Annotated in this window: 12 protein-coding genes and 1 pseudogene; 7 read left to right on the forward strand and 6 right to left on the reverse strand. The window is 72.7% G+C overall.

What is annotated here, in order from left to right; all coding sequences use genetic code 11:
* Nucleotides 1–195: 195 nt before the first annotated feature.
* Nucleotides 196–1,047: pseudogene (locus WMF27_RS23265) on the reverse strand (DDE-type integrase/transposase/recombinase); the annotation flags it as partial.
* Nucleotides 1,048–1,980: 933 nt separating this feature from the next.
* Between WMF27_RS23265 and WMF27_RS23270 the strand changes: the two are divergent.
* The gene (locus tag WMF27_RS23270) at nucleotides 1,981–2,814 is read left to right on the forward strand and encodes a hypothetical protein (RefSeq protein WP_437766696.1); all 834 of its coding nucleotides are present in this window, start codon (nucleotides 1,981–1,983) and stop codon (nucleotides 2,812–2,814) included.
* Here the strand turns inward: WMF27_RS23270 and WMF27_RS23275 are convergent.
* Complete coding sequence (locus tag WMF27_RS23275; protein ID WP_437766695.1) at nucleotides 2,788–3,252, reverse strand: DUF2243 domain-containing protein; 465 nt, start codon at nucleotides 3,250–3,252, stop codon at nucleotides 2,788–2,790. The genes WMF27_RS23270 and WMF27_RS23275 overlap by 27 nt on opposite strands.
* Before the next feature lie 292 nt (nucleotides 3,253–3,544).
* Between WMF27_RS23275 and WMF27_RS23280 the strand changes: the two genes are divergently transcribed.
* On the forward strand, nucleotides 3,545–4,339 hold the full coding sequence (locus WMF27_RS23280; RefSeq protein ID WP_437942993.1) for a hypothetical protein: 795 nt from the start codon (nucleotides 3,545–3,547) through the stop codon (nucleotides 4,337–4,339).
* 37 nt (nucleotides 4,340–4,376) lie between these two features.
* On the opposite strand, the gene WMF27_RS23285 is transcribed toward WMF27_RS23280, so the two are convergent.
* The 3 genes from WMF27_RS23285 to WMF27_RS23295 all read right to left on the reverse strand — a co-directional run bounded on the left by WMF27_RS23285 (nucleotide 4,377) and on the right by WMF27_RS23295 (nucleotide 7,116).
* Nucleotides 4,377–4,736 carry a hypothetical protein gene (locus WMF27_RS23285; protein WP_437766693.1) on the reverse strand — a complete coding sequence of 120 codons (360 nt, stop codon included), beginning with the start codon at nucleotides 4,734–4,736 and terminating at the stop codon, nucleotides 4,377–4,379.
* Between the two features lie 101 nt (nucleotides 4,737–4,837).
* On the reverse strand, nucleotides 4,838–6,220 hold the full coding sequence (locus tag WMF27_RS23290; RefSeq protein ID WP_437766692.1) for an MFS transporter: 1,383 nt from the start codon (nucleotides 6,218–6,220) through the stop codon (nucleotides 4,838–4,840).
* A 107-nt stretch (nucleotides 6,221–6,327) separates the two neighbouring features.
* Entirely contained in the window at nucleotides 6,328–7,116 is a 789-nt protein-coding gene (locus WMF27_RS23295) for an SDR family NAD(P)-dependent oxidoreductase (RefSeq protein ID WP_437766691.1), read from the reverse strand.
* Nucleotides 7,117–7,464: 348 nt separating this feature from the next.
* Between WMF27_RS23295 and WMF27_RS23300 the strand changes: the two genes are divergently transcribed.
* A complete protein-coding gene (locus WMF27_RS23300; RefSeq protein WP_437766690.1) occupies nucleotides 7,465–8,406 on the forward strand; it encodes a hypothetical protein in 942 nt (313 codons plus the stop codon).
* Between the two features lie 129 nt (nucleotides 8,407–8,535).
* Here WMF27_RS23300 and WMF27_RS23305 read toward each other — a convergent pair whose 3' ends face one another.
* Nucleotides 8,536–12,417, reverse strand: coding sequence for a protein kinase domain-containing protein (locus tag WMF27_RS23305; RefSeq protein ID WP_437766689.1), 3,882 nt, complete (start codon nucleotides 12,415–12,417; stop codon nucleotides 8,536–8,538).
* 331 nt (nucleotides 12,418–12,748) lie between these two features.
* Between WMF27_RS23305 and WMF27_RS23310 the strand changes: the two genes are divergently transcribed.
* The 4 genes from WMF27_RS23310 (at nucleotide 12,749) to WMF27_RS23325 (ending at nucleotide 16,717) form a co-directional block, all read left to right on the forward strand.
* Entirely contained in the window at nucleotides 12,749–13,018 is a 270-nt protein-coding gene (locus WMF27_RS23310; protein WP_437766688.1) for a hypothetical protein, read from the forward strand.
* A gap of 75 nt (nucleotides 13,019–13,093) precedes the next feature.
* Entirely contained in the window at nucleotides 13,094–13,918 is an 825-nt protein-coding gene (locus tag WMF27_RS23315) for an SDR family oxidoreductase (protein ID WP_437766687.1), read from the forward strand.
* 198 nt (nucleotides 13,919–14,116) lie between these two features.
* Entirely contained in the window at nucleotides 14,117–15,454 is a 1,338-nt protein-coding gene (locus WMF27_RS23320) for a hypothetical protein (protein WP_437942994.1), read from the forward strand.
* Nucleotides 15,455–15,646: 192 nt separating this feature from the next.
* Nucleotides 15,647–16,717, forward strand: a complete 1,071-nt coding sequence (locus WMF27_RS23325) for a hypothetical protein (protein ID WP_437766685.1) — start codon at nucleotides 15,647–15,649, stop codon at nucleotides 16,715–16,717.
* Nucleotides 16,718–17,598 lie beyond the last annotated feature (881 nt).

Here is a 17,598-nt window from a genome sequence, read left to right on the forward strand (position 1 = left end):
GACGCACGGCCCGCAGCACACACGTCTTGCCGGCACCGGGCTCGCCGACCAGCAGCACTTGGGCGTGCCCGTGCACGGCCTCGCACACCTCCTCGACGAGCTGCTCCTTCGAGGGCGGCAGCCACAGGTCGCCGTCCTGGATCTCCTTGGAGAAGGGGGCGGCGGAGAGGGTGAAGAAGCGGACGTAGGACTCGCTCACGTCTCACCTCCGCGCTCGCTCGTGTCGGCGCCAGTACCCATCGAGCGGCCGAGCGTTCGCGCGGGGTTGAAGTCCACGGGGCGAGTCGGCTTGTTCACCGCAGGCCCGCCGCACGGCAGCCGCTTTCGGCGCGCGTTGCGCTGCGGGTCGACCGGATGCAGCACCAAGCGCTTGCCCTCGTGCTCGACCCACGACGGCTCGTCGGGTGCGACGAAGCATCGGGCAACGGAGACGATCTGGCCGGCGAGGTAGCCTTGATCGAGCTGCAAGGCGACGCCGTCGACAGAGACGATGTTGTCGCCCGAGACGCGGCGCCGGGTGCGCTCGGTGAGCGCGACGCGCAGCGCCCTTTCGTCGACGCTGCCCTCGGCGGCGGGGCGGGCCGCGTAGACCTTCGCCGGGGTCTGGCCGAGCAGGCCTGCGTGCGGCGCCGGGTGGTAACGCCTGTCGAGGAAGGCGCGGAGCGTCGTGTTGATGTCCACGAGCGACGTCAGGGCGCCGAGATAGGTAAGGCACCCTTCGCGCAGCGTGCGCCAGAAACGCTCCATCTTGCCACGCGCCTCTGGGTCGTACGGCTTTGCGTGCAGGAGCGTGATGCCGAGCCGCGCGCACGCGGCTTTGAGGACGTCGCCGCGGTAGGTGGATCCGTTGTCGAGATAGAGCGCGTCGGGCTTGCCGTGGCGACGCAGGGCGTCGACGGTCATGGCGAGCGTATCGACCTCCTCCTCGGTCGTGTGCGCCTCGAGCGCCACGACGTAACGAGAGGCATCATCGAGCAGCCCGTGGATGCGGAGCGGCATGGCTTTGCCGCCGACGGTGCAGCCGGTCACGTGGCAGACGTCGCCGCGTGGCCTTGGAGCCGGATGGCGCCGCCCAGCGGACAGCTCGCAGCGCCGCAGACGGGGCAGCGCGCAGGCCGCGCTTCGACGACCGTGGGCGGCTGCTGCTGCCAGCGCTTGATGTCGATGGCGCTCTGGATAACACTGCGACCGCTTCGATTCCTGGGCACAAGAACCGGAGCACGACGAGGAGGCTGTCCGCCAAGATCAGGTCTCCTCGTCGCCTATTTTGTGGCCGGCACCGCGCCGCTGCTCCGCTCCTGCGGTCGGCCTACCCCGTCGTGGGGCGGGCGTAGGAGCGACGAGGGGTGGTAATTTTCGAGCGGTGGACGGAAGGGGTGCGCCAGTGCGGAAAGGGCTCCTCCGAGCCGACGCCACCGGGCTCAGAGAGGGCTGCGATGAGAATCTTGATGGGCTGGAGGTAATGCGTCGTGCGCCGCGGCGCTCCAGAGTCGTCCTCCCAGGTTGCGCACGCGGAGCGAGCACTCTCCATGATGGCCAGCCTCGTTGGGCAGACCCCCTCACCATCAAGCAGCATGCTCGATGCGATGCGCTGCCGCATCAACGAGAGGGGGCGGTAATACCATCAAGAGCACGTTACGCCTCTCCGCGACGGTGACGTTGGGGCGACCTTCGCCCGGTCGCGGGGCTTCTCGGACCTCGCCAGGTCGTGACCGGCGCGCGGCGCGTCGTCGGCCCGCTGCGCCTGCCAGGGTCGGCGGCACCCGGGTCGCGTCAGATCCAGGACCAAGCCAATGCGACGGTTCGCTCCTCTTGGGCACCGCGAGCTCGACCCGACGGATCGCCCCGCTTCGCCACCCCCAGTTCGCCCTTCCGCGACGCGGTACGAGATCGAGCAACCTGGATCGGGTCGCCGCCGCTGGATCGCGGTATGCTGGCAGAGTTCGGCTCCGGGCCATGCCCGGGATGGCAACGAAGACTATGACCAGAGCGGCCTGCGACCTGCGCGATCCGAGCGAGCTGAGCACCGCCGAGCTGCGGCAGCGGTGCCGGGGCTGCAAGCCGTGGGAGCTCGGGCTCGGCGCGGTCCAGCTGGCCGCCTCGGCGGCGGCCGGTGGCGCCGTGCTCGCGGCGGCCGGCGCCTGCATTCCGGGGCTGGTCCAGTGCATCAGCGTGGGTCCGGCGCTCGCGGCCGGGCTCGCGGTCTGGGAGTCGATCGGCGTGGCCAGGGGGTGGCTCCCGGGCGCGGCGTACCGCGATGAGCTCGCGTTCCGCGCGTGGCACGCGGGGCTCTCGCCGTGGGTCGGGGCAGCAGCGCAGCGCCGCTGGGCGAGGCGCGCGCTGGCGCGCCGGCCCGCGGCCCCCGACTGGCTGCTCGTCCTCGAGGGCATCGCGCCGGCCGGCGGAGGGCGCCGCTGGGTCAAGGTCGAGCTCTCGCTGTCCCCCTCCTCGGGCGGCCCGTTCCGCTCGCAGGCCAGCGGGCACGCGCTGCTGCGCGCGGGCGGCGGCGGCGCAGGAGCGCCGCACGAGCGGCGCCTCGCGCTCGACGAGCTCGACGACCTGAGGCGGGCCGTCGCAGAGCTCCCGGAAGGGCTCTCGCTGGATCCCCCCGCCTCGCCCCGGGCCCCAGCGGTGTTCGACGGCCGCTGCGAGCTGCTCATCGCCAGGAGGACGCCGTACGCCGCGGCCCAGCTGACGAGCGCGTTTCCGTCGCCCGAGGCGGGCCCTCTGGCGCCCTCGCTGTCGCTGCTGCACCGCCTGGTCCAGCTGGCCTGGCGCGGGGGCGAGTCAGGCCCGAGCAAGCGCGGCCACTGACGCGGGCGCCTCGCGCGTCAGGCGCCGGCCGACCAGCATCAGCAGGACGCCGGACGCGAGGAAGGCCAGGTCCCAGCCCAGCTGACCCGGACCTGGACGGACGTGGTGGATCTGCAAGAGGTGATGATCGATCACCCCCTCGACCAGGTTGAACAGCCCCCAGCCCATGGCGGCGGCGCCCGGGAACATCCGTCCGGGGAGCTCAGCTCCGCCCGCGCGCAGGGCGCTCCAGAGCTTGATGACCCCTGCCACGGTGAGGCTCAATGCGACAGCGCCGAACAGACCGTCGGCGAAGATGTTCCGCCTCACATCGTCGATGGTCGCGCCAGGATGGCAGCTGAAGCAGATCAGATGATGCCACTGCAGGAGCTGATGAAACAGGATGCCGTCGATCAGGCCACCTGCGCCCAGGCCGAAGATCACACCCGCCGTCTTCACGGCGCGTGATGTCCTCGAGGCGGTGGTGATCTCCAGCGGGCGGGCTGTGCTCATGAAATCCTCCTGAGCGCGCCCCCATGCGAGCGGCAAACCACAGCCGTCGGGCGGCGGAGGACGGATCGGTCGGGCCGGCGGAGCGACCGGTTCGCCGCCGCCGGACCGCGGCGCGCTCGCCGGCCATGAACCAAGGGCGCCCCGACTCCATGGACTGGCCAGCTCGGACCTGGCACGGAGTTGGCACATGTCGGGGAGAGGAACCCACGTATCCGCAGAAATCGCTGAAAGGTGCCAGATGGACAATCGAATGAACCCGGAACGCGCCGCAGGAACGGCGGAGCCGGAGCACCAGGGTCCCAGGCCGGTCCCCTACACGTACCATGACGGCCGCGAGGACTACCTCCATGTCGGCCGCCGGGAAGGCGCGGCGCCGGATCAGCCCGAGGCGCTGGTCCCGCCCACCGAGGGGGTGACTTCACCTGCCCAGGCGGCGTCCCCGCCGCCCGAAGCCGCCTCGGTGACCGCCGCGCCGATCGCCTCGCCGCCCGAGGCGACGGCGCTGCCGCCCGAGGCGACGGCGCTGCCGCCCGAGGCGACGCCCGGGTCTCCCTGGGCGACGCCTCGCGCAGCGGCGCAGCGCCCTCAGCAGGCGATCCGGATGAGCGAGATCGTCACGCGCGGGCTGCGGACGGGCGCCGTGCTGACGGCAGCGACGATGTGCACGATGATGGCAGCGTCCACCCTCAAGCGCGGATCGCCCTGGGCCGCCATGAACGCCATGGCGGCGGCGGTCGGCCTCGGGGGTCGGCGCGCGAAGGACCGGTTCGATCCGGTCGCCACGCCCACCGGAGTCGCGGCGCTCGCCACGGGCATGATCGTGTGGGGCATCGGCTACGAGGCGGCGCTCAACGCCGCAGGGCAGCGCAGCAGCGCGCTCACGGGCACGCTGTCGGCGCTCGGCGGCTTCTTGCTCGACGATCTGATCCTGCCCGACCGGCTCATGAAGGGCTTCCGCGACAAGATGGGCGTGCTCGGCACTGCCGGCAGGTACGTTGCCCTCGGGGTCGCGAGCGCCGTGGCCCCGCGGTGAGCGCGCGAGGCGCCGGCGCGAGCGCCGCCGCGCCCCGCTACCTCTGCCCGGCGGCCTTGCGCTCCTTCGCGTCCGGCTCCTCGTGCTGGGGCAACGCGCCTTTCGGCTGCGCCTGCTCGGTCGCGCCGCTCTCCGGCGCCGGCTCCTCCTCGGGCGGGGCCGCCGCGCCCGCGGCCGTGGCCTCGGGGTCGGTCTCCCGCAGCTCGAGCGAGCCCGCGGGGCCGCCGCGGCCCGACTCCTCGTACGGCCCGCCGCCGAGCGAGCCCGGCGCGCGGAGCTCGGCGTCCTTGGGGTGCGGCCCGTCGAGCCGGAAGATCCCCTTCGATTGATCGACCTCGTCGAACCGCCCGTTCTCTTGCCCCTGCGCCCCGGACCGCTGCTTGGCCTCTTGCCCCATGATCCCCTCCCTCGCCCGGCGCGCAGTGCGCCGACCGCACACACGCCCGCCTCGACCCGCGGGGTGCATGCGAGGTGCCGGACCGCGCCGGCCCCGCCCGCTCACGCCGGCCGCGCCGCGCGCTGCTCCTCCGAGGCGGCCCCCACCGCGACCGGCTGGGTGAGCTGCTCCGAGGGCGTCCCGGCGGCCATCTGCTGGGCGATGATCAGCTCCCGCGCCTGCTGCCGCATCCCGGGGAGCCGCGCGGCGAACACCGCCGCCGCGGCGACGCAGCACGCCCCGCCCGAGGCGACGGTCGCGGGCGCGCCGATCTCGCCCGCGAGCCAGCCGGCGAGCAGCGCGCCGAGCGGGGCCATCCCCATGAACATCATCGCGTAGACCGCCATGACGCGCCCGCGGAGCGCGTCCGGCACCATCGCCTGCACGAGCGTGTTCGACCCCGCCATCTGCACCATCATCGAGAAGCCGACGGGCACGAGCAGGAGCGCCGAGAGCCAGAACGACCGCGACAGCGCGAACAGCCCGAGCGCCACCCCGAACCCCGCGCAGGCCGCGGCGACCCAGCGGCCGAGGCCCCCGAGCCGCCTCCGGCTGGCGAGGACGAGCGCGCCGAGCAGCGCCCCGACGCCCGACGCGCCCATCAGGATGCCGAGCCCCTGCGCCCCCCCGCGCAGGATCCGATCGGCGAAGATCGGCATCAGCACCGCGTACGGCATCGCAGTGACGCTCACGACCCCGAGCAGGAGGAGGAGCGCGCGGATGGCCCTGGTGCGCGCGACGAACTGGAAGCCCTCGACCGTGTGGGCGAACGCGGAGCCGCGCCCGGCGGCGGCCGGACGGGGCGCGACGCGCATCGCCAGGAGGCTCCCGAGCACGGCAAGGAAGCTCACCCCGTTCGCGACGAAGCACCACCCCTCGCCGATCGCGCCGACGAGGATGCCCGCCACCGCCGGGCCGAGGATCCGCGCCCCGTTGAACATCGAGGAGTTGAGCGCGATGGCGTTGGCGAGGTCCTCCCTGCCCACCATCTCGACGACGAACGCCTGCCGCGTCGGGATGTCGAACGCGTTCACCACGCCGAGGAGCACGCTGAACCCGAGGATGTGCGGGACCTGGACGTGCCCGCTCAGGGTGAGCGCGCCGAGCCCGAAGGCGAGCGCCATCGCGGCGGACTGCGTGACGAGCAGGATGCGGTGGCGGCTCCGCCGATCGGCCACGGCGCCGCCGATCGGGGCGAGCAGGAAGACGGGGATCTGCGTCGCGAACCCGACGCTGCCGAGCAGCAGCGACGAGCCCGTCAGCCGGTAGACGAGCCACGACTGGGCGACCGACTGCATCCAGGTGCCGACCAGCGAGACGAGCTGGCCGGCGAAGAAGAGCTGGTAGTTCCGGTGGCGGAGCGCGCGCAACAGCGGCGGGGCGGAGGCCGCCGGGCGCGCACCACGACCCGCCGCGGGGGCCGGCTCCGCTTCAGGCTGACCCATGGCCGCAGTATGGGGCGCAGGAGGCTCGGGAACCCGGGATTCGGAGGATCCGAGCGCGGCGGGGTGAGGCGCGTGGCCTCCGGCCGGGCTCCGCCGCGGCGCGCGGATCAGCCCCCGCCAGCGTAGTTGGCGGGCCACGCCGCCGAGAGGAGGCCCCCATCGACGGCGACGTCCTGGCCGGTGATGAACGAGGCCTTGTCGCTGAAGAGGAAGGCGACGAGCGCGGTTACCTCGTCGGGCCCGCCGACGCGGTTCATGGCGTGGAGCGACGCGGCGAAGGCGCGGCCCTGGGGATCGTCGAGGCGCCAGCCGGCCGTCGCCATCTCCGACTCGACGACGCCGGGGCTCACCGCGTTGATGCGGATCCCCTTCTGCGCGTACTCGACCGCGGCGGTGCGCGTGAGCGCGACGAGGCCGGCCTTGGAGGCAGCGTAGATCGCGAGCCCGGGGAAGAAGCGCGACGCGGCCACCGAGGCGCAGTTGACGATCGAGCCCCCGCCGCTCGCGAGCATGGCCTTGATCTGGTACTTCATGCACCAGAAGACGCCGCGGAGGTTCGTGTTCATGACCAGGTCGTAGTCGGCGTTGGACATGTCGGCGAGCGGCACCAGCGAGCCGGCTCCGGCGTTGTTGAAGCTGCAGTCGAGGCGCCCGTAGGTGGACATCGCGGCCTTCACGAGCGCCTCGACGTCGCCCTCGACCCGCATGTCGGCGGTGACCCAGGTGATCTCCCCGCCGCGATCCTTGACGGCCGCGACGAGCTCGCGCCCCTGCGCCTCGCGCCGCGCGCTCGCGACGACCCTGGCGCCCTCGGCGGCCAGGGCGACGGCCGTCGCCCTGCCGATGCCCGAGCTCGCGCCCGTGACGATGACGACCTTGTCTTTCAGAGCTCCCATGCGTCACATCCCTCGAAGATGGCCGGCGCCTCCAGGACAGGCGCCGGCGCCAGCGAAACGCCGAGCAAGGAACAACCGTCTTCGACCGTCTGGAGCGCAAACCGAACGCGCAGAGCGGGTCCGTGACGATGCCAAGGGCGCATACAAAAGGGAAGCAATTCCACAGTTCTGCGCGTTTCAAACGACGCGCACACGACGCGCCACATGGCTCCTTGTGCCGTGGTGTCGCGCGTGCGTCGCCCTGGTTGCGCCGGGCTGCGCGGATGTGGGTCACGTCCCCCTTGACCGAGGTGGCGTCGGCGCGGAGCGCGCGCGGCCAGGGCGGAGATGGGCTATAGGCCAGCGCCCATGAACCGACCGTACCTTGTCGCCGGCGCGCTCTTCCTGGCCGGCCAGCTCTTCGCGCTCGGCTGCAGCGCCCCCAAGCCGGAGCCCGAGATCGCGTCCTCGGCCTCGCAGAGCGGCTATGCGGAGCGCTACCCGGCCGAGCTGCAGGCGACGGCCACGTCGTTCGGCGAGCGCGACGACCTCGCGAAGCGCGCCACAGCGCAGTTCGCGGGCTATCCTGACCAGCTCAAGAAGCCGGACTGGAAGCAGGTCCTCGACGTCATCGAGCAGGCGGACGCGGCGGGCCGGGGCTACGACTACGTGGAGCGCGTGCGCGCCGTCGACGGCGCGATGGCGTTCTTCAACGACAACAAGGAGGACCTCACCCGCAAGGTGAGCGGCGCCGCGCAGTACGTCGTCAAGCAGAAGGGGTGCGACGTCGACGTCACCGGGGCCACGGCGCACGCGCTCGCGGAGGGCGTCGAGCGCCAGCTCGAGAAGTACGTCCGCGAGCGCAGCGAGGCGCACCGCCGCATCGAGCGCTACCGTGCCTCGCTCGGCAAGGAGAACGCCGCGACGCTCGAGAAGCAGGCCGACGCCGTGAGCTTCGTGAGCTACGTCGTCCACATCGACATGGTCGAGCACAAGCTCCGGCTCCGCCGGATGCTCGAGGAGATCGAGACCATCAAGAAGTCGATCGACGAGGCGGTCCAGGCGGAGCGAGCATTCCAGTCCTCTGGCAACCGCACCGACGAGGAGAAGAAGGCGTCGGAGGAGCGCATCGAGGAGCTCGGGCGCAGCAAGGCGATGCTCGACTCGTCCGCGACCCAGGCGAAGCAGATCGACGAGACGATGGAGGAGCGCATCGCCGCGGCCCAGAAGGCCTACCGCGAGGCGATGGACCGCCTGATCGCCGCCCTCCGCAAGAACGCCGGCCTGCCGGCCGAGCCCGGCGAGGGCTGATCCCCCGTCCCGTAGGCGCTAACCAGCCTTCGCGTCGCGTTCTCTTACATTCGAACGTTTACGTGGTCGTTGACGTTCACGTTCACGTTGGTGACCGATGGTGGAGGGGGGGCGGGCTCCTTCGCCCTCCTATCCCGCCCACCGCTCGGCCATCTCCAGCGTCCGCTGGTTCTCCGGTATCGTGAGGAACCGCTCCCTCCACACCGGATCGCTGATCTTCCCCGCCCTCTCCATCAGCCGCTCCCTCGCCGCCGCGATCGCCGCCGCGCAGTCCGCCTCCATCCCGTTCGCCGCCAGCGCCTCCGCGTAGACGTTCCTCACCGCGGACTCCCCCTCCTCGATCGCCCCGAGCGCGTTCAGCATCGAGAACGCCTCCCCCGCCGCCGACAGCGCCTCGTCGAACCTCCCCAGCCCGAGCAGCGCCCTCGCCCTCGCCGCCACCGCCGCCGCGCGCAGCGGCGGCGCGCTCTGCAGGATCTCCGCCGCCGCCCTCGCCTCCTGCTCCGCCCCCTCGAAGTCCCGCGCGAGCAGCGCGATCCGCGCGAGGTACGTCCGCGCGCTCCCCTCCGTGCGCGGATCCCCGAGCCGCTGCGACAGCGCGATCGCCTCGCGCTCGGTCCGCTCCGCCTCCTCGAGCCTCCCCCGGTAGCCGAGGACGTGCCCCAGGTTGCTGAGCGTCGCCACCGCGAGATCGTGCAGCCCCATCCGCTCCGCGCCCGAGAGCGCGCTGCGCAGCACCTCCTCCGCGCCCGCGAAATCCCCGAGCTCCGCGTGCATGTACCCGACGTTCATGCGGAACGCGCACGCGTTGCCGCGGTCGCCCGCGCGCTCGTACGCCGCGAGCGCCGCGGACAGCCCCGCGAGGCACGCGCTGGGATCGCCGCTCACGAGCGCCCGGGCGGACCGCGCCGCGTGCAGCCGCGCCACGACCTCGACCTCCCGCTCCGCGAGGTCCGTCCCGTCGCCCTCGATCGCCTCGATCAGCGCGTCCGCGAACGCGTAGCGCCCCCCGAACACGAGCAGCAGCGCCCCCTCGCCGAGGCACATGTGCTTCGCCACGAGCGCGCCCTCCGCGTCCGCCTCGGCGGCCTGCGCCGCGCTCATCCAGCGCTCCACCCGCTCGAAGCCGCCCAGCTTGCCCGCCGCCATGGCGACGTGCTTGATCGCCGAGAACCACGCCGCGGAGCCGGCGGCCAGCCGGTCCACCGCCTCGGTCCCGCGCTGCTCCGCGAGCGCGAGCTCCCCGCGCCAGACGTGCGCCTCGGCCTCCACGAGGCGCAGCGCGCCGAGCGCCTGCGCGCTCGGGCCGCACGCGACGCCGCGCTCGGCGCGCGCGATCGCCGCGGCGAGGTCCTGCGCCCGCAGCGCCTGCTCCGCCGCGCGGCAGTACGCGGCCGCGGCCCGCGACAGCTCGCCGCCGCGCTCGAAGTGCTCGCCGAGCGCCATCGCGTCCGCCGCGCCCGCGCCCGCGCGCGACAGCCACTCGCCGGCGAGCCGGTGCCCGAGCCGCCGGTCGCCGTCCGTCAGCATCCCGTAGGCCGCCTCCCGCACGATCGCGTGCTGGAAGCCGTACTCCACCTCGCCGGGGAGGCTGCCCTCGCCGCGCCGGGAGATCACCTCGCGCTGCTCCAGCTCGACCAGCTTCGGCGCGACCTGGGCCCCGCCCACGAGCGCCGACACCCCGCCCTGCCAGAACGTCTGCCCGAAGACGCTCGCCGCCCGCAGCGCGCGCCGCGCCTCGATGTCGAGCGCCTCGATGCGCGCCTGCACCATCGCCACCACGGTCTCGGGCAGATCGGCGCCCTTGCCGTCGGCCACCGCGCGGAGCTGCTCTTCCAGGTAGAACGCGTTGCCGTCGGCGCGGTCGACGATCATCGCGAGGAGCTCCGGCGCGACGCCCTCGCCGAGCACCTGGCGCACCAACCGCTCGCTCGCGCGCCGCGGCAGCCCCGACAGCTGCACCTCGTGGACGCCGCGCCCCGCCCAGAGCTTCGGGAAGAGCTCCCGCACCTCCGGCCGGCCGAGCGCGAGCACCATCAGCCGCTGATCGCCGAGGTTGCGGAGCGCCGAGTCGACGAGCAGCACGCTCGGCAGATCGCCCCAGTGCAGGTCCTCGAGCACGAGCAGCACGGGCCTCGCCGAGCACTCGGCCCTGAGGAGCTCCTCCCAGGCGACGCGGATCTGGTCGCTCATCAGCACGGGGCTGCGCCGCGCCGCCATCAGCTGCACGCTGTCGCCGTCGGGAAACGGCACGCCGACGAGCTCCCCGAGGAACGCCGCGGTGCGCGCCGATTCGGCGTGGCCGTACCGCGCGACGCGCGCGCGGAGCTTGCGCTGCCGCGCCTCGATGGGCTCGCCCTCGAAGAGGCCGATCGCGCGCCGCAGCGCCGGGGCGAGCAGCGCGAAGGCCGAGCCGGCGCTCATCGGGTCGCCGCGCCCGATCCACACCTCCAGGTCCTCGCCGCGGTCGCGGAGCCGCCGGATCAGCTCGGAGCGCAGGCGGGACTTCCCTGCGCCCGCGGGCGCGGTCACGAGCACGGCGCCGGGCGTCGACTCCTCGACGCAGTGCGAGAACGCCGCCTCCAGCAGCGCGAGCTCGCGGTCGCGCCCGACGCACGGCGTCGGCTTGCCGAGCAGGGGCGGCGTGGAGGCGAGCTCCTCGCGCTCGCCGTGCAGGCGGAGGCCGCCCGCGTCGCGGGTCACGTCGAACCGGGCGCCGAGCAGCCCCGCGGTCACCTCGTCCGTGCAGACGGCGTCCGCGCGGGCGGGCGCGTGCGCGGGCGGCAGCAGGTGGACCGCGCGGTCGATGAGCTCGCCGACCGGCAGCCGCGCGGACATCTCCGCGCGGCCCGTGACGAGCGCGACCGGCACGCTGCCGAGCAGCGCGTTCAGCGCGAGCGCGCAGCGGGCGGACTGCGCCGCGAGGTCGGTCGGGGCGCCGCCGGCGGTGAGCACGATGAGCGGCGAGCGGGACTCCAGGATCTCGAGCTCGCCCTGGTAGCGCTCGGCGACGGCGATGAGCGCCTTGCTGCGCTCCAGGTCCTCCTCCTGGGAGCGCGTCGCCTCGGCGTCGCCGCTCGCGTCGCGCGCGAGCACGAGGCACATCATCTTGCGCTCGTTCGTGGTGATCTCGCCCCCGCGCAGGGTGTTCGACGGGCGGCTGCTCGCGGCGCCGACGCCCGCGTCGTCGAGCGCGAGCAGCTCCGCCGCGACCGCGTCGCCGTCGCGGGGCCGGTCCTTCGGCGGCTTCGCGAGCATGCGCGCGACGAGATCGTCGAGCGCCTCGGGGATGTCCCCGCGCAGCTCCCGGAGCCGCGGCGGCTCCTCGAGGATGACCTTGATGAGCACCGAGAGCCCGTCGGCGCCCTGGAACGCCGAGCGCCCGGTGAGGCACTTGAAGAGCACGCAGCCGAGCGAGAAGACGTCGGCGCGGGGGTCGATGTTCGGCTCGCTGCGGGCCTGCTCCGGCGCCATGTAGCCCGGGGTGCCGAGCATCGTGCCGGGCATGGTGAGGTGCCGGTCCATGGCGCCGAGGCGCACCACACCGAAGTCGATGAGCGTGACCCCCTCGATCGCGCCGCCCACGAGGAGCAGGTTGCTCGGCTTGAGGTCGCGGTGGACGATGCCGGCGCGGTGGACGACGCCGAGCGTCGACGCGATGCGCGACGCGAGCGCGATGCTCTCGGCGATCGTGAGCGAGCTGCGGGTGAGCCGCTCGGTCAGCGTCTCGCCGGCGAGCCACTCCATCGCGAGGTAGGGCTGTCCCGCGTCGGTCGCGCCGTGTGCGATGTAGCGCACGATGCCCGGGTGCCGCAGCGCGGTGAGCGCCTCGAGCGCCTCGACCTCGCGCGCGAACCGGATCGCGTCCTGGAGCCCTCGCCGCTGCAAGACCTTCAGCGCCACCGGCTCGTTCGTGACCAGATCGCAGGCGCGGTAGACGTCCCCCATCCCGCCCGAGCTGGCGAGGCGCTCGATCAGGAAGCGACGGTCGATGACGTCTCCCACGCGCATCCCGGCTCCCCGTCTTACCTGAGACCTCGCATGAGCCTGCTTACAACGGAGTAAACGAACTCGGCCCCGATCGCCAGCGACTCCGCCCGCAGCGGCCGGACGAGGCTGCCCGCCGGCGGCCGCAAGCCCGCCCAGATTGTGAGATTCCCAACATCACTCGTCGTAGCGCGGGTGGCGTGCCCCGTGAGCGCCGGCGCCGGAAGGGGCATTTTCACCCTACCGAGGCAAAACGTCCTGTCTGCGGGGGCGCGCGTCACGGGGGCGCATTGCGCTCGTCACCGCGCTTCGGCCCTGTTCGCCATGGCACGACCCCTGCTGAGCTGATGGGATCATGAAGGCGAAGCTCTCGAAGAAGCAAAAGAGGAAGCTCAACAAGCTCGGCCGGAGAGCGCTCCGGCCGGTGGCCGCGGCGGCGAGCCTCGCAGCGGTGTTCGCCGCCGGCCTGTACAGCGGTGAGGCGAGAAACTATCTGAGCAGCGCGAAGACCGCCGTGAGCCGGAAGGTGAGGGCGTGGGCGAGCGCGCTGGGCGGTTTGAAGCGGGCCAGTGGCGTATCGGGGAGAGCTCACCCTGAAGGACGCGCTGAAGAAGCGGCGGCGTGACCGATGAGGCGCGCCGCCGCGGGCCCGCACGAGCGCCTCGCGCCTCGGGCGGTCCTGGGGTAGGTTCGGCCGCCGATGGACACCCGAACTTATTTCCAGGGCAAGAGCGTTCTCATCACCGGCGGCTCGAGCGGCATCGGGCTGTCGTTCGCGAGGCTCGTCGCGGGGTACGGCGCCGCGGTCACGCTGGTGGCGCGCCGCCGCGCCCTCCTCGACGAGGCCGCCGTGGGCATCCGGCGCGAGCACCCCTCCGCGCGGGTCGACGTCCTGGAGCTCGACATCAGCCGGGCGGACGACGTGGCGCGGGCGATGGAGTCGCGGCTCGCCGAGCGGCCGATCGATCACCTCGTGAACAACGCGGGCGTGGTGATGCCGGGGCGCTTCCTCGAGCTGCCGATGGAGCAGTTCCGGGGCATGATGGACGTGAACTTCTTTGGCGCCGTGCACCTGTGCAAGGCGGTGCTCCCGGCGATGGCGGCGCGCGGCGCCGGCCATGTGCTCAACGTCTCGTCGCTCGCGGGCGTGATCGGCATCTACGGGTACACGCCGTACGCGGCGAGCAAGTTCGCGCTGATCGGCTTCTCGCAGGCGCTGCGCGCGGAGATGTGGCCTCACGGCGTGCGGGTGAGCGTGTGCATGCCGCCCGACACCGAAACTCCGCAGCTGGCGTTCGAGAACCAGTACAAGCCGGCGGAGACGAAGGCCATCGCGGGCAACGTGAAGACGCTCGAGCCGGACGCCGTGGCGCGCAGCATGGCCGACGGCATGGCGCGCGGGCGGTTCGAGATCTACCCCGACGTGGGCTCGCGCGTGAGCGCGTTCGCGCAGGGGGTCATTCCTGGGGTGGTCCGGTGGGTCTGCGACAGCGCCCAGCGGAAGGCCGGGCCGGCGGTGGGGTGAGCGCGGGCGAGACCGGGCACGCAGGTCGTGCGCCGATACGCCGCGGATTTCGGGGATACTCATCGCAACCGCGCTCTCCGGGGGGAGAGCTTCCTGGCTTCTCGAAGTATGATGGTGTCGCGTAGCGCACGAATGGCCTCTGTGCGTCGCTCGTAGAGGCGCCTCATATCCCGGCTGGATGGCCAACTCCGCATTTACGTGAAGGCGACGGTGGAGCGACTCGGGCTCTCGGCCGAGGCAGGGCGCCTGCGGCGCTGGACCGAGCTGTACGGCCAGAAGCTCGGCGTCCCTGAGGTGAAGAGCGCAGACCCGACGATCAAGGCCGTGGAGGCATGGCACGAGGCCTACGGCACGCTCCTGGTCCACGTCCACGCCGAGTACGACGACGAACGACAGGGACGAGACACACGCTCCAGGGCTTCCACCGACAGCCTCCTTCTGGTACGTGGGGCCGTCGCCCGGAGCCCTCGCTCCGGAGCGGCCCTTCAGACCGAGGCTCGGCCAAGGAGATCCGCACCCGTGCTAAGGAACACACGCCGCGTCGCCGCGCTCCCGCTGTGCATCGCCCTGCTGGCCGGCGCGGCGGAGGGTCGCGCCGAGGCCCCGCCGGAGGCGGTCGCCCGGCTCATGGCGCAGGCGAACGCGGCCGCTCGCGAAGATCGGCTCGCCGATTCGCGCGACCTGTGGATGGCCGTCTGGCGGCTGGAGCCCGCCCAGGTCGCCGCGTGCAACATCGGGGCGCTGTCGCTCCGGCTCGGCGACGCGCCGGCCGCCGTGCGCTGGCTGTCGCTCTGCCAGGAGATCATGCGCGCGCCCAGGACGCCCGCGGAGCGCGCGCTCGTCGCGTCGCGGCTCAGCGACCTGGCCCGCGCGCGGCAGCTCGCCGGCGAGCTCCACGTCGTCGCCCCCGCGGGCTCGAAGATCACGATCGACGGCGCGCCCGCCGAGATCGAGGGCGACAAGCCCATCCCCGTCGCCCCCGGCCACCACGTGGTGCGCGCCGTGCTGGACGGCAACGTCGCGACGGCCGAGATCGACGTGCCGCGCGGCGAGGCGCGGGAAGTCGTGCTCACGTTCGCTGCCCGGCCCGCCGGCGTCCCTGCGCCGCTCCCAGGCCTCCCGGCCGCGCCCGCAGGCGCGCCGGCGCCGCCCCCCGGCCCCCGCGCCTCCCCCCTCGCCCCCCCGCCTCCCCGGCCCGGGCCGCGGCCGGAGCTCGTCGCCGGCGGCTTCGGGCTCTCCGCCACCCTGGCGGCGATCGGCGGCGTGATGCTCGTCGGCGCGGAGAAGAAGGACGACGCGGGCGACACCGCCGCGCTCTCCGCAGGGCCGAACCGTTGCTTCCGGCTGACCCGGCCGGTTTGCCAGCAGTCGGCGTCGGCCTACGACGACGCGATCGCCTACCGGGGCGTGGGCCTCGCCGGCCTCATCGCGGGAGGGGCCGTCCTGGCCGCCACGCTCGGTTACACGTTCTATCCGCGCGGGCCGGCAGAGATCACGGTGTCGGCCAAGGGGCTTACGTTGACGAGCACGTTTTGATGTGCGCTTCGACCTTGCCCTTGCTCTGATCGAAGGCCGCTCCGCACGCTGCGCGATCTTGCGAAAACTTGCGTGACGGCGGCCGCCTGACCGCGGCATACTGCGCCCCGAGACGACCTGGCAGACGACACCCCGGCGGATTGGGGCCGCCTGGGTGCCGGCGCCACAGCCTCGTGCCGGAGGACTGGACGCATGGGTAGACCCATCGCGCGTTGTGCTGCTGCGCTGCTTTTTCTCATCATCTCGGCGACCTTCCTTGCGTGTGGCGATGGGCCCTACGTGGGCGGAAGGTGCGCGACCACGGACCACTGCCAGTCGGACCAGCAGAATGTGCCGGGCACGATCTGCATCGATGAGCGCTGCGAGTGTGGCGAGCCGGGGAAGGTCATCTGCTGCGCGCGCGGCGACGACAAGCCGAACTGCTTCGAGGAGTGCCGGACCTGCGACGAGTGCGCCGAGGGCACGGAGGAGTGCTCGGGGGTGCCGGTTCCGCCGGGGGGCTGCGAGGGCGACGCGGACTGCGCGGGCCCGCCGGACCCGCGGTGCGGCGTGGGAAGGTGCGTGGACGGCGCGTGCGTCGTGGAGATCGAGCGGGGCCCGATCGCCTCGCAGATCCGCGGCGACTGCAAGGTCGAGGAGTGCACGGCCGACGGCCGCGCGGTCAGCGTGGCGGCCGTCGACCCCTACGACGACGGCAACCAGTGCACCCTCGACGCCTGCGACATCGACGAGCCGCGACATCTCCTGTTGGATGGTGTCGCATGTCCCGCCTCGGGCGCCGGCCGATGCCATGAGGGCGCGTGCGTGCAGTGCGTGGACACAGACCCGACGCCGCTGTGCCCTGGCGGGCTCGCGTGTGATGGTGTCTGGTGCGTGCCGGAGCACTGCGTGAACGGCGCGCGAGATGAGGGGCTCCGCGAGACAGGATTGGACTGCGGCGGTTCATGCCGTCCCTGCCCATCGAGCGAGCGCTGCGAGGCCGCCACGGACTGTGAGAGCGGCGTGTGCACGAACGGAAGCTGCATGATCCCGACGTGCAGCGATGGCGTGAAGAACGGCCGTGAGGCCGGCGTCGACTGCGGCAAGCAATATTGCCCGCGCTGCCCGCCGGGCGGGGGCTGCAAGACCGGCGCAGACTGCCTGAGCGGCGTGTGCTGGAGCGGCGCCTGCGAGGCGCCCACCTGCACCGACGGCGTGAAGAACGGCGACGAGGCCGGCGTCGACTGCGGCGGCGCGGCTTGCGCCGCGGCGTGCCCCGGGTGATCGCGCCGCGGGCAGGAGGCCGACGACGGCCGTGAGCTTCCAGGAGAGCGCGCTGCCCGGTAGGACCTCGCCGCCAGGCTCGTCGACGAGTTGCTTCATCGCGCCGGCCTGCGGGTCGATCCCCGCTCGGACGGCGGCGCTCTCACGCTCTCCATCTCGCGATCTCCCTGACCGTCGTTGATCCCTGAGTCCCTCGGGATCCCACGGGCGCCTCCACCGCCGCGCCATCCGCCGAGCGCGACGACTCAGACGACACGAGTTCACCGGAGACACCACCGTCCCCCTCGTCCGGGCCAGACGCCGGCCACCCTCCACGAACGCGCCGCCGTCGATCAGGGCGCTCCCGCTTGCCTCTCGCGGCCACGGCGCCGCATGGACACGGCCAACGCCCGCGCAAGCACCTCGTGCAGGCGATGACGGCGTTCGTGTGGAAACACGGAATCAGCGAAGCATCACGGGAGGACAGGGCCGAAAATGACGAGCAAGATCATCTTCAAGTATGCCGCGCTGTGGACATGCACCGCACTTGGCGCGCGATCGCTCACCGGTTGCGTCGTCGACAGCTCATCTTACCAAGAGACGCCGCAGGACGGAGCCTCGTCAGAGGCTATCCCGGCCCAGGGCGCCCTCAGCCGCCCGCCGCAGGGGGACCTCGCCACGGCGGTGTCCTGGTCTGATTTCCCTCACGTCTGCGACTTCGGCTTCCTCGGGGGCGCGGCGTGCGACCAGTACTGCAAGAGCCAAAGGCACGCAGTGTGCGGCTATTGCGAATGGAATGAAACCGAGCGTAGAGATCAGTGCCAATGCCAATCGGATCCTCAGCGCTGCTCGCAATAGCCGTCGCCCGGCGACGTCCCTGAGGCGTCTCGACCTCCGGGAGC

The sequence above is a fragment of the Sorangium sp. So ce281 genome (assembly GCF_051527395.1).
Lineage (GTDB): Bacteria > Myxococcota_A > Polyangia > Polyangiales > Polyangiaceae > Sorangium > Sorangium cellulosum_B.

Excerpts from the sequence above, each read along its gene's own strand:
- WMF27_RS23270 (WP_437766696.1), top strand. The coding sequence starts at position 1,981 with ATGACCAGAGCGGCCTGCGACCTGCGCGATCCGAGCGAGCTGAGCACC.
- WMF27_RS23295 (WP_437766691.1), bottom strand. The coding sequence starts at position 7,116 with ATGGGAGCTCTGAAAGACAAGGTCGTCATCGTCACGGGCGCGAGCTCG.
- WMF27_RS23290 (WP_437766692.1), bottom strand. The coding sequence starts at position 6,220 with ATGGGTCAGCCTGAAGCGGAGCCGGCCCCCGCGGCGGGTCGTGGTGCG.
- WMF27_RS23310 (WP_437766688.1), top strand. The coding sequence starts at position 12,749 with ATGAAGGCGAAGCTCTCGAAGAAGCAAAAGAGGAAGCTCAACAAGCTC.
- WMF27_RS23285 (WP_437766693.1), bottom strand. The coding sequence starts at position 4,736 with ATGGGGCAAGAGGCCAAGCAGCGGTCCGGGGCGCAGGGGCAAGAGAAC.
- WMF27_RS23280 (WP_437942993.1), top strand. The coding sequence starts at position 3,545 with ATGGACAATCGAATGAACCCGGAACGCGCCGCAGGAACGGCGGAGCCG.
- WMF27_RS23300 (WP_437766690.1), top strand. The coding sequence starts at position 7,465 with ATGAACCGACCGTACCTTGTCGCCGGCGCGCTCTTCCTGGCCGGCCAG.
- WMF27_RS23315 (WP_437766687.1), top strand. The coding sequence starts at position 13,094 with ATGGACACCCGAACTTATTTCCAGGGCAAGAGCGTTCTCATCACCGGC.
- WMF27_RS23305 (WP_437766689.1), bottom strand. The coding sequence starts at position 12,417 with ATGCGCGTGGGAGACGTCATCGACCGTCGCTTCCTGATCGAGCGCCTC.
- WMF27_RS23325 (WP_437766685.1), top strand. The coding sequence starts at position 15,647 with ATGGGTAGACCCATCGCGCGTTGTGCTGCTGCGCTGCTTTTTCTCATC.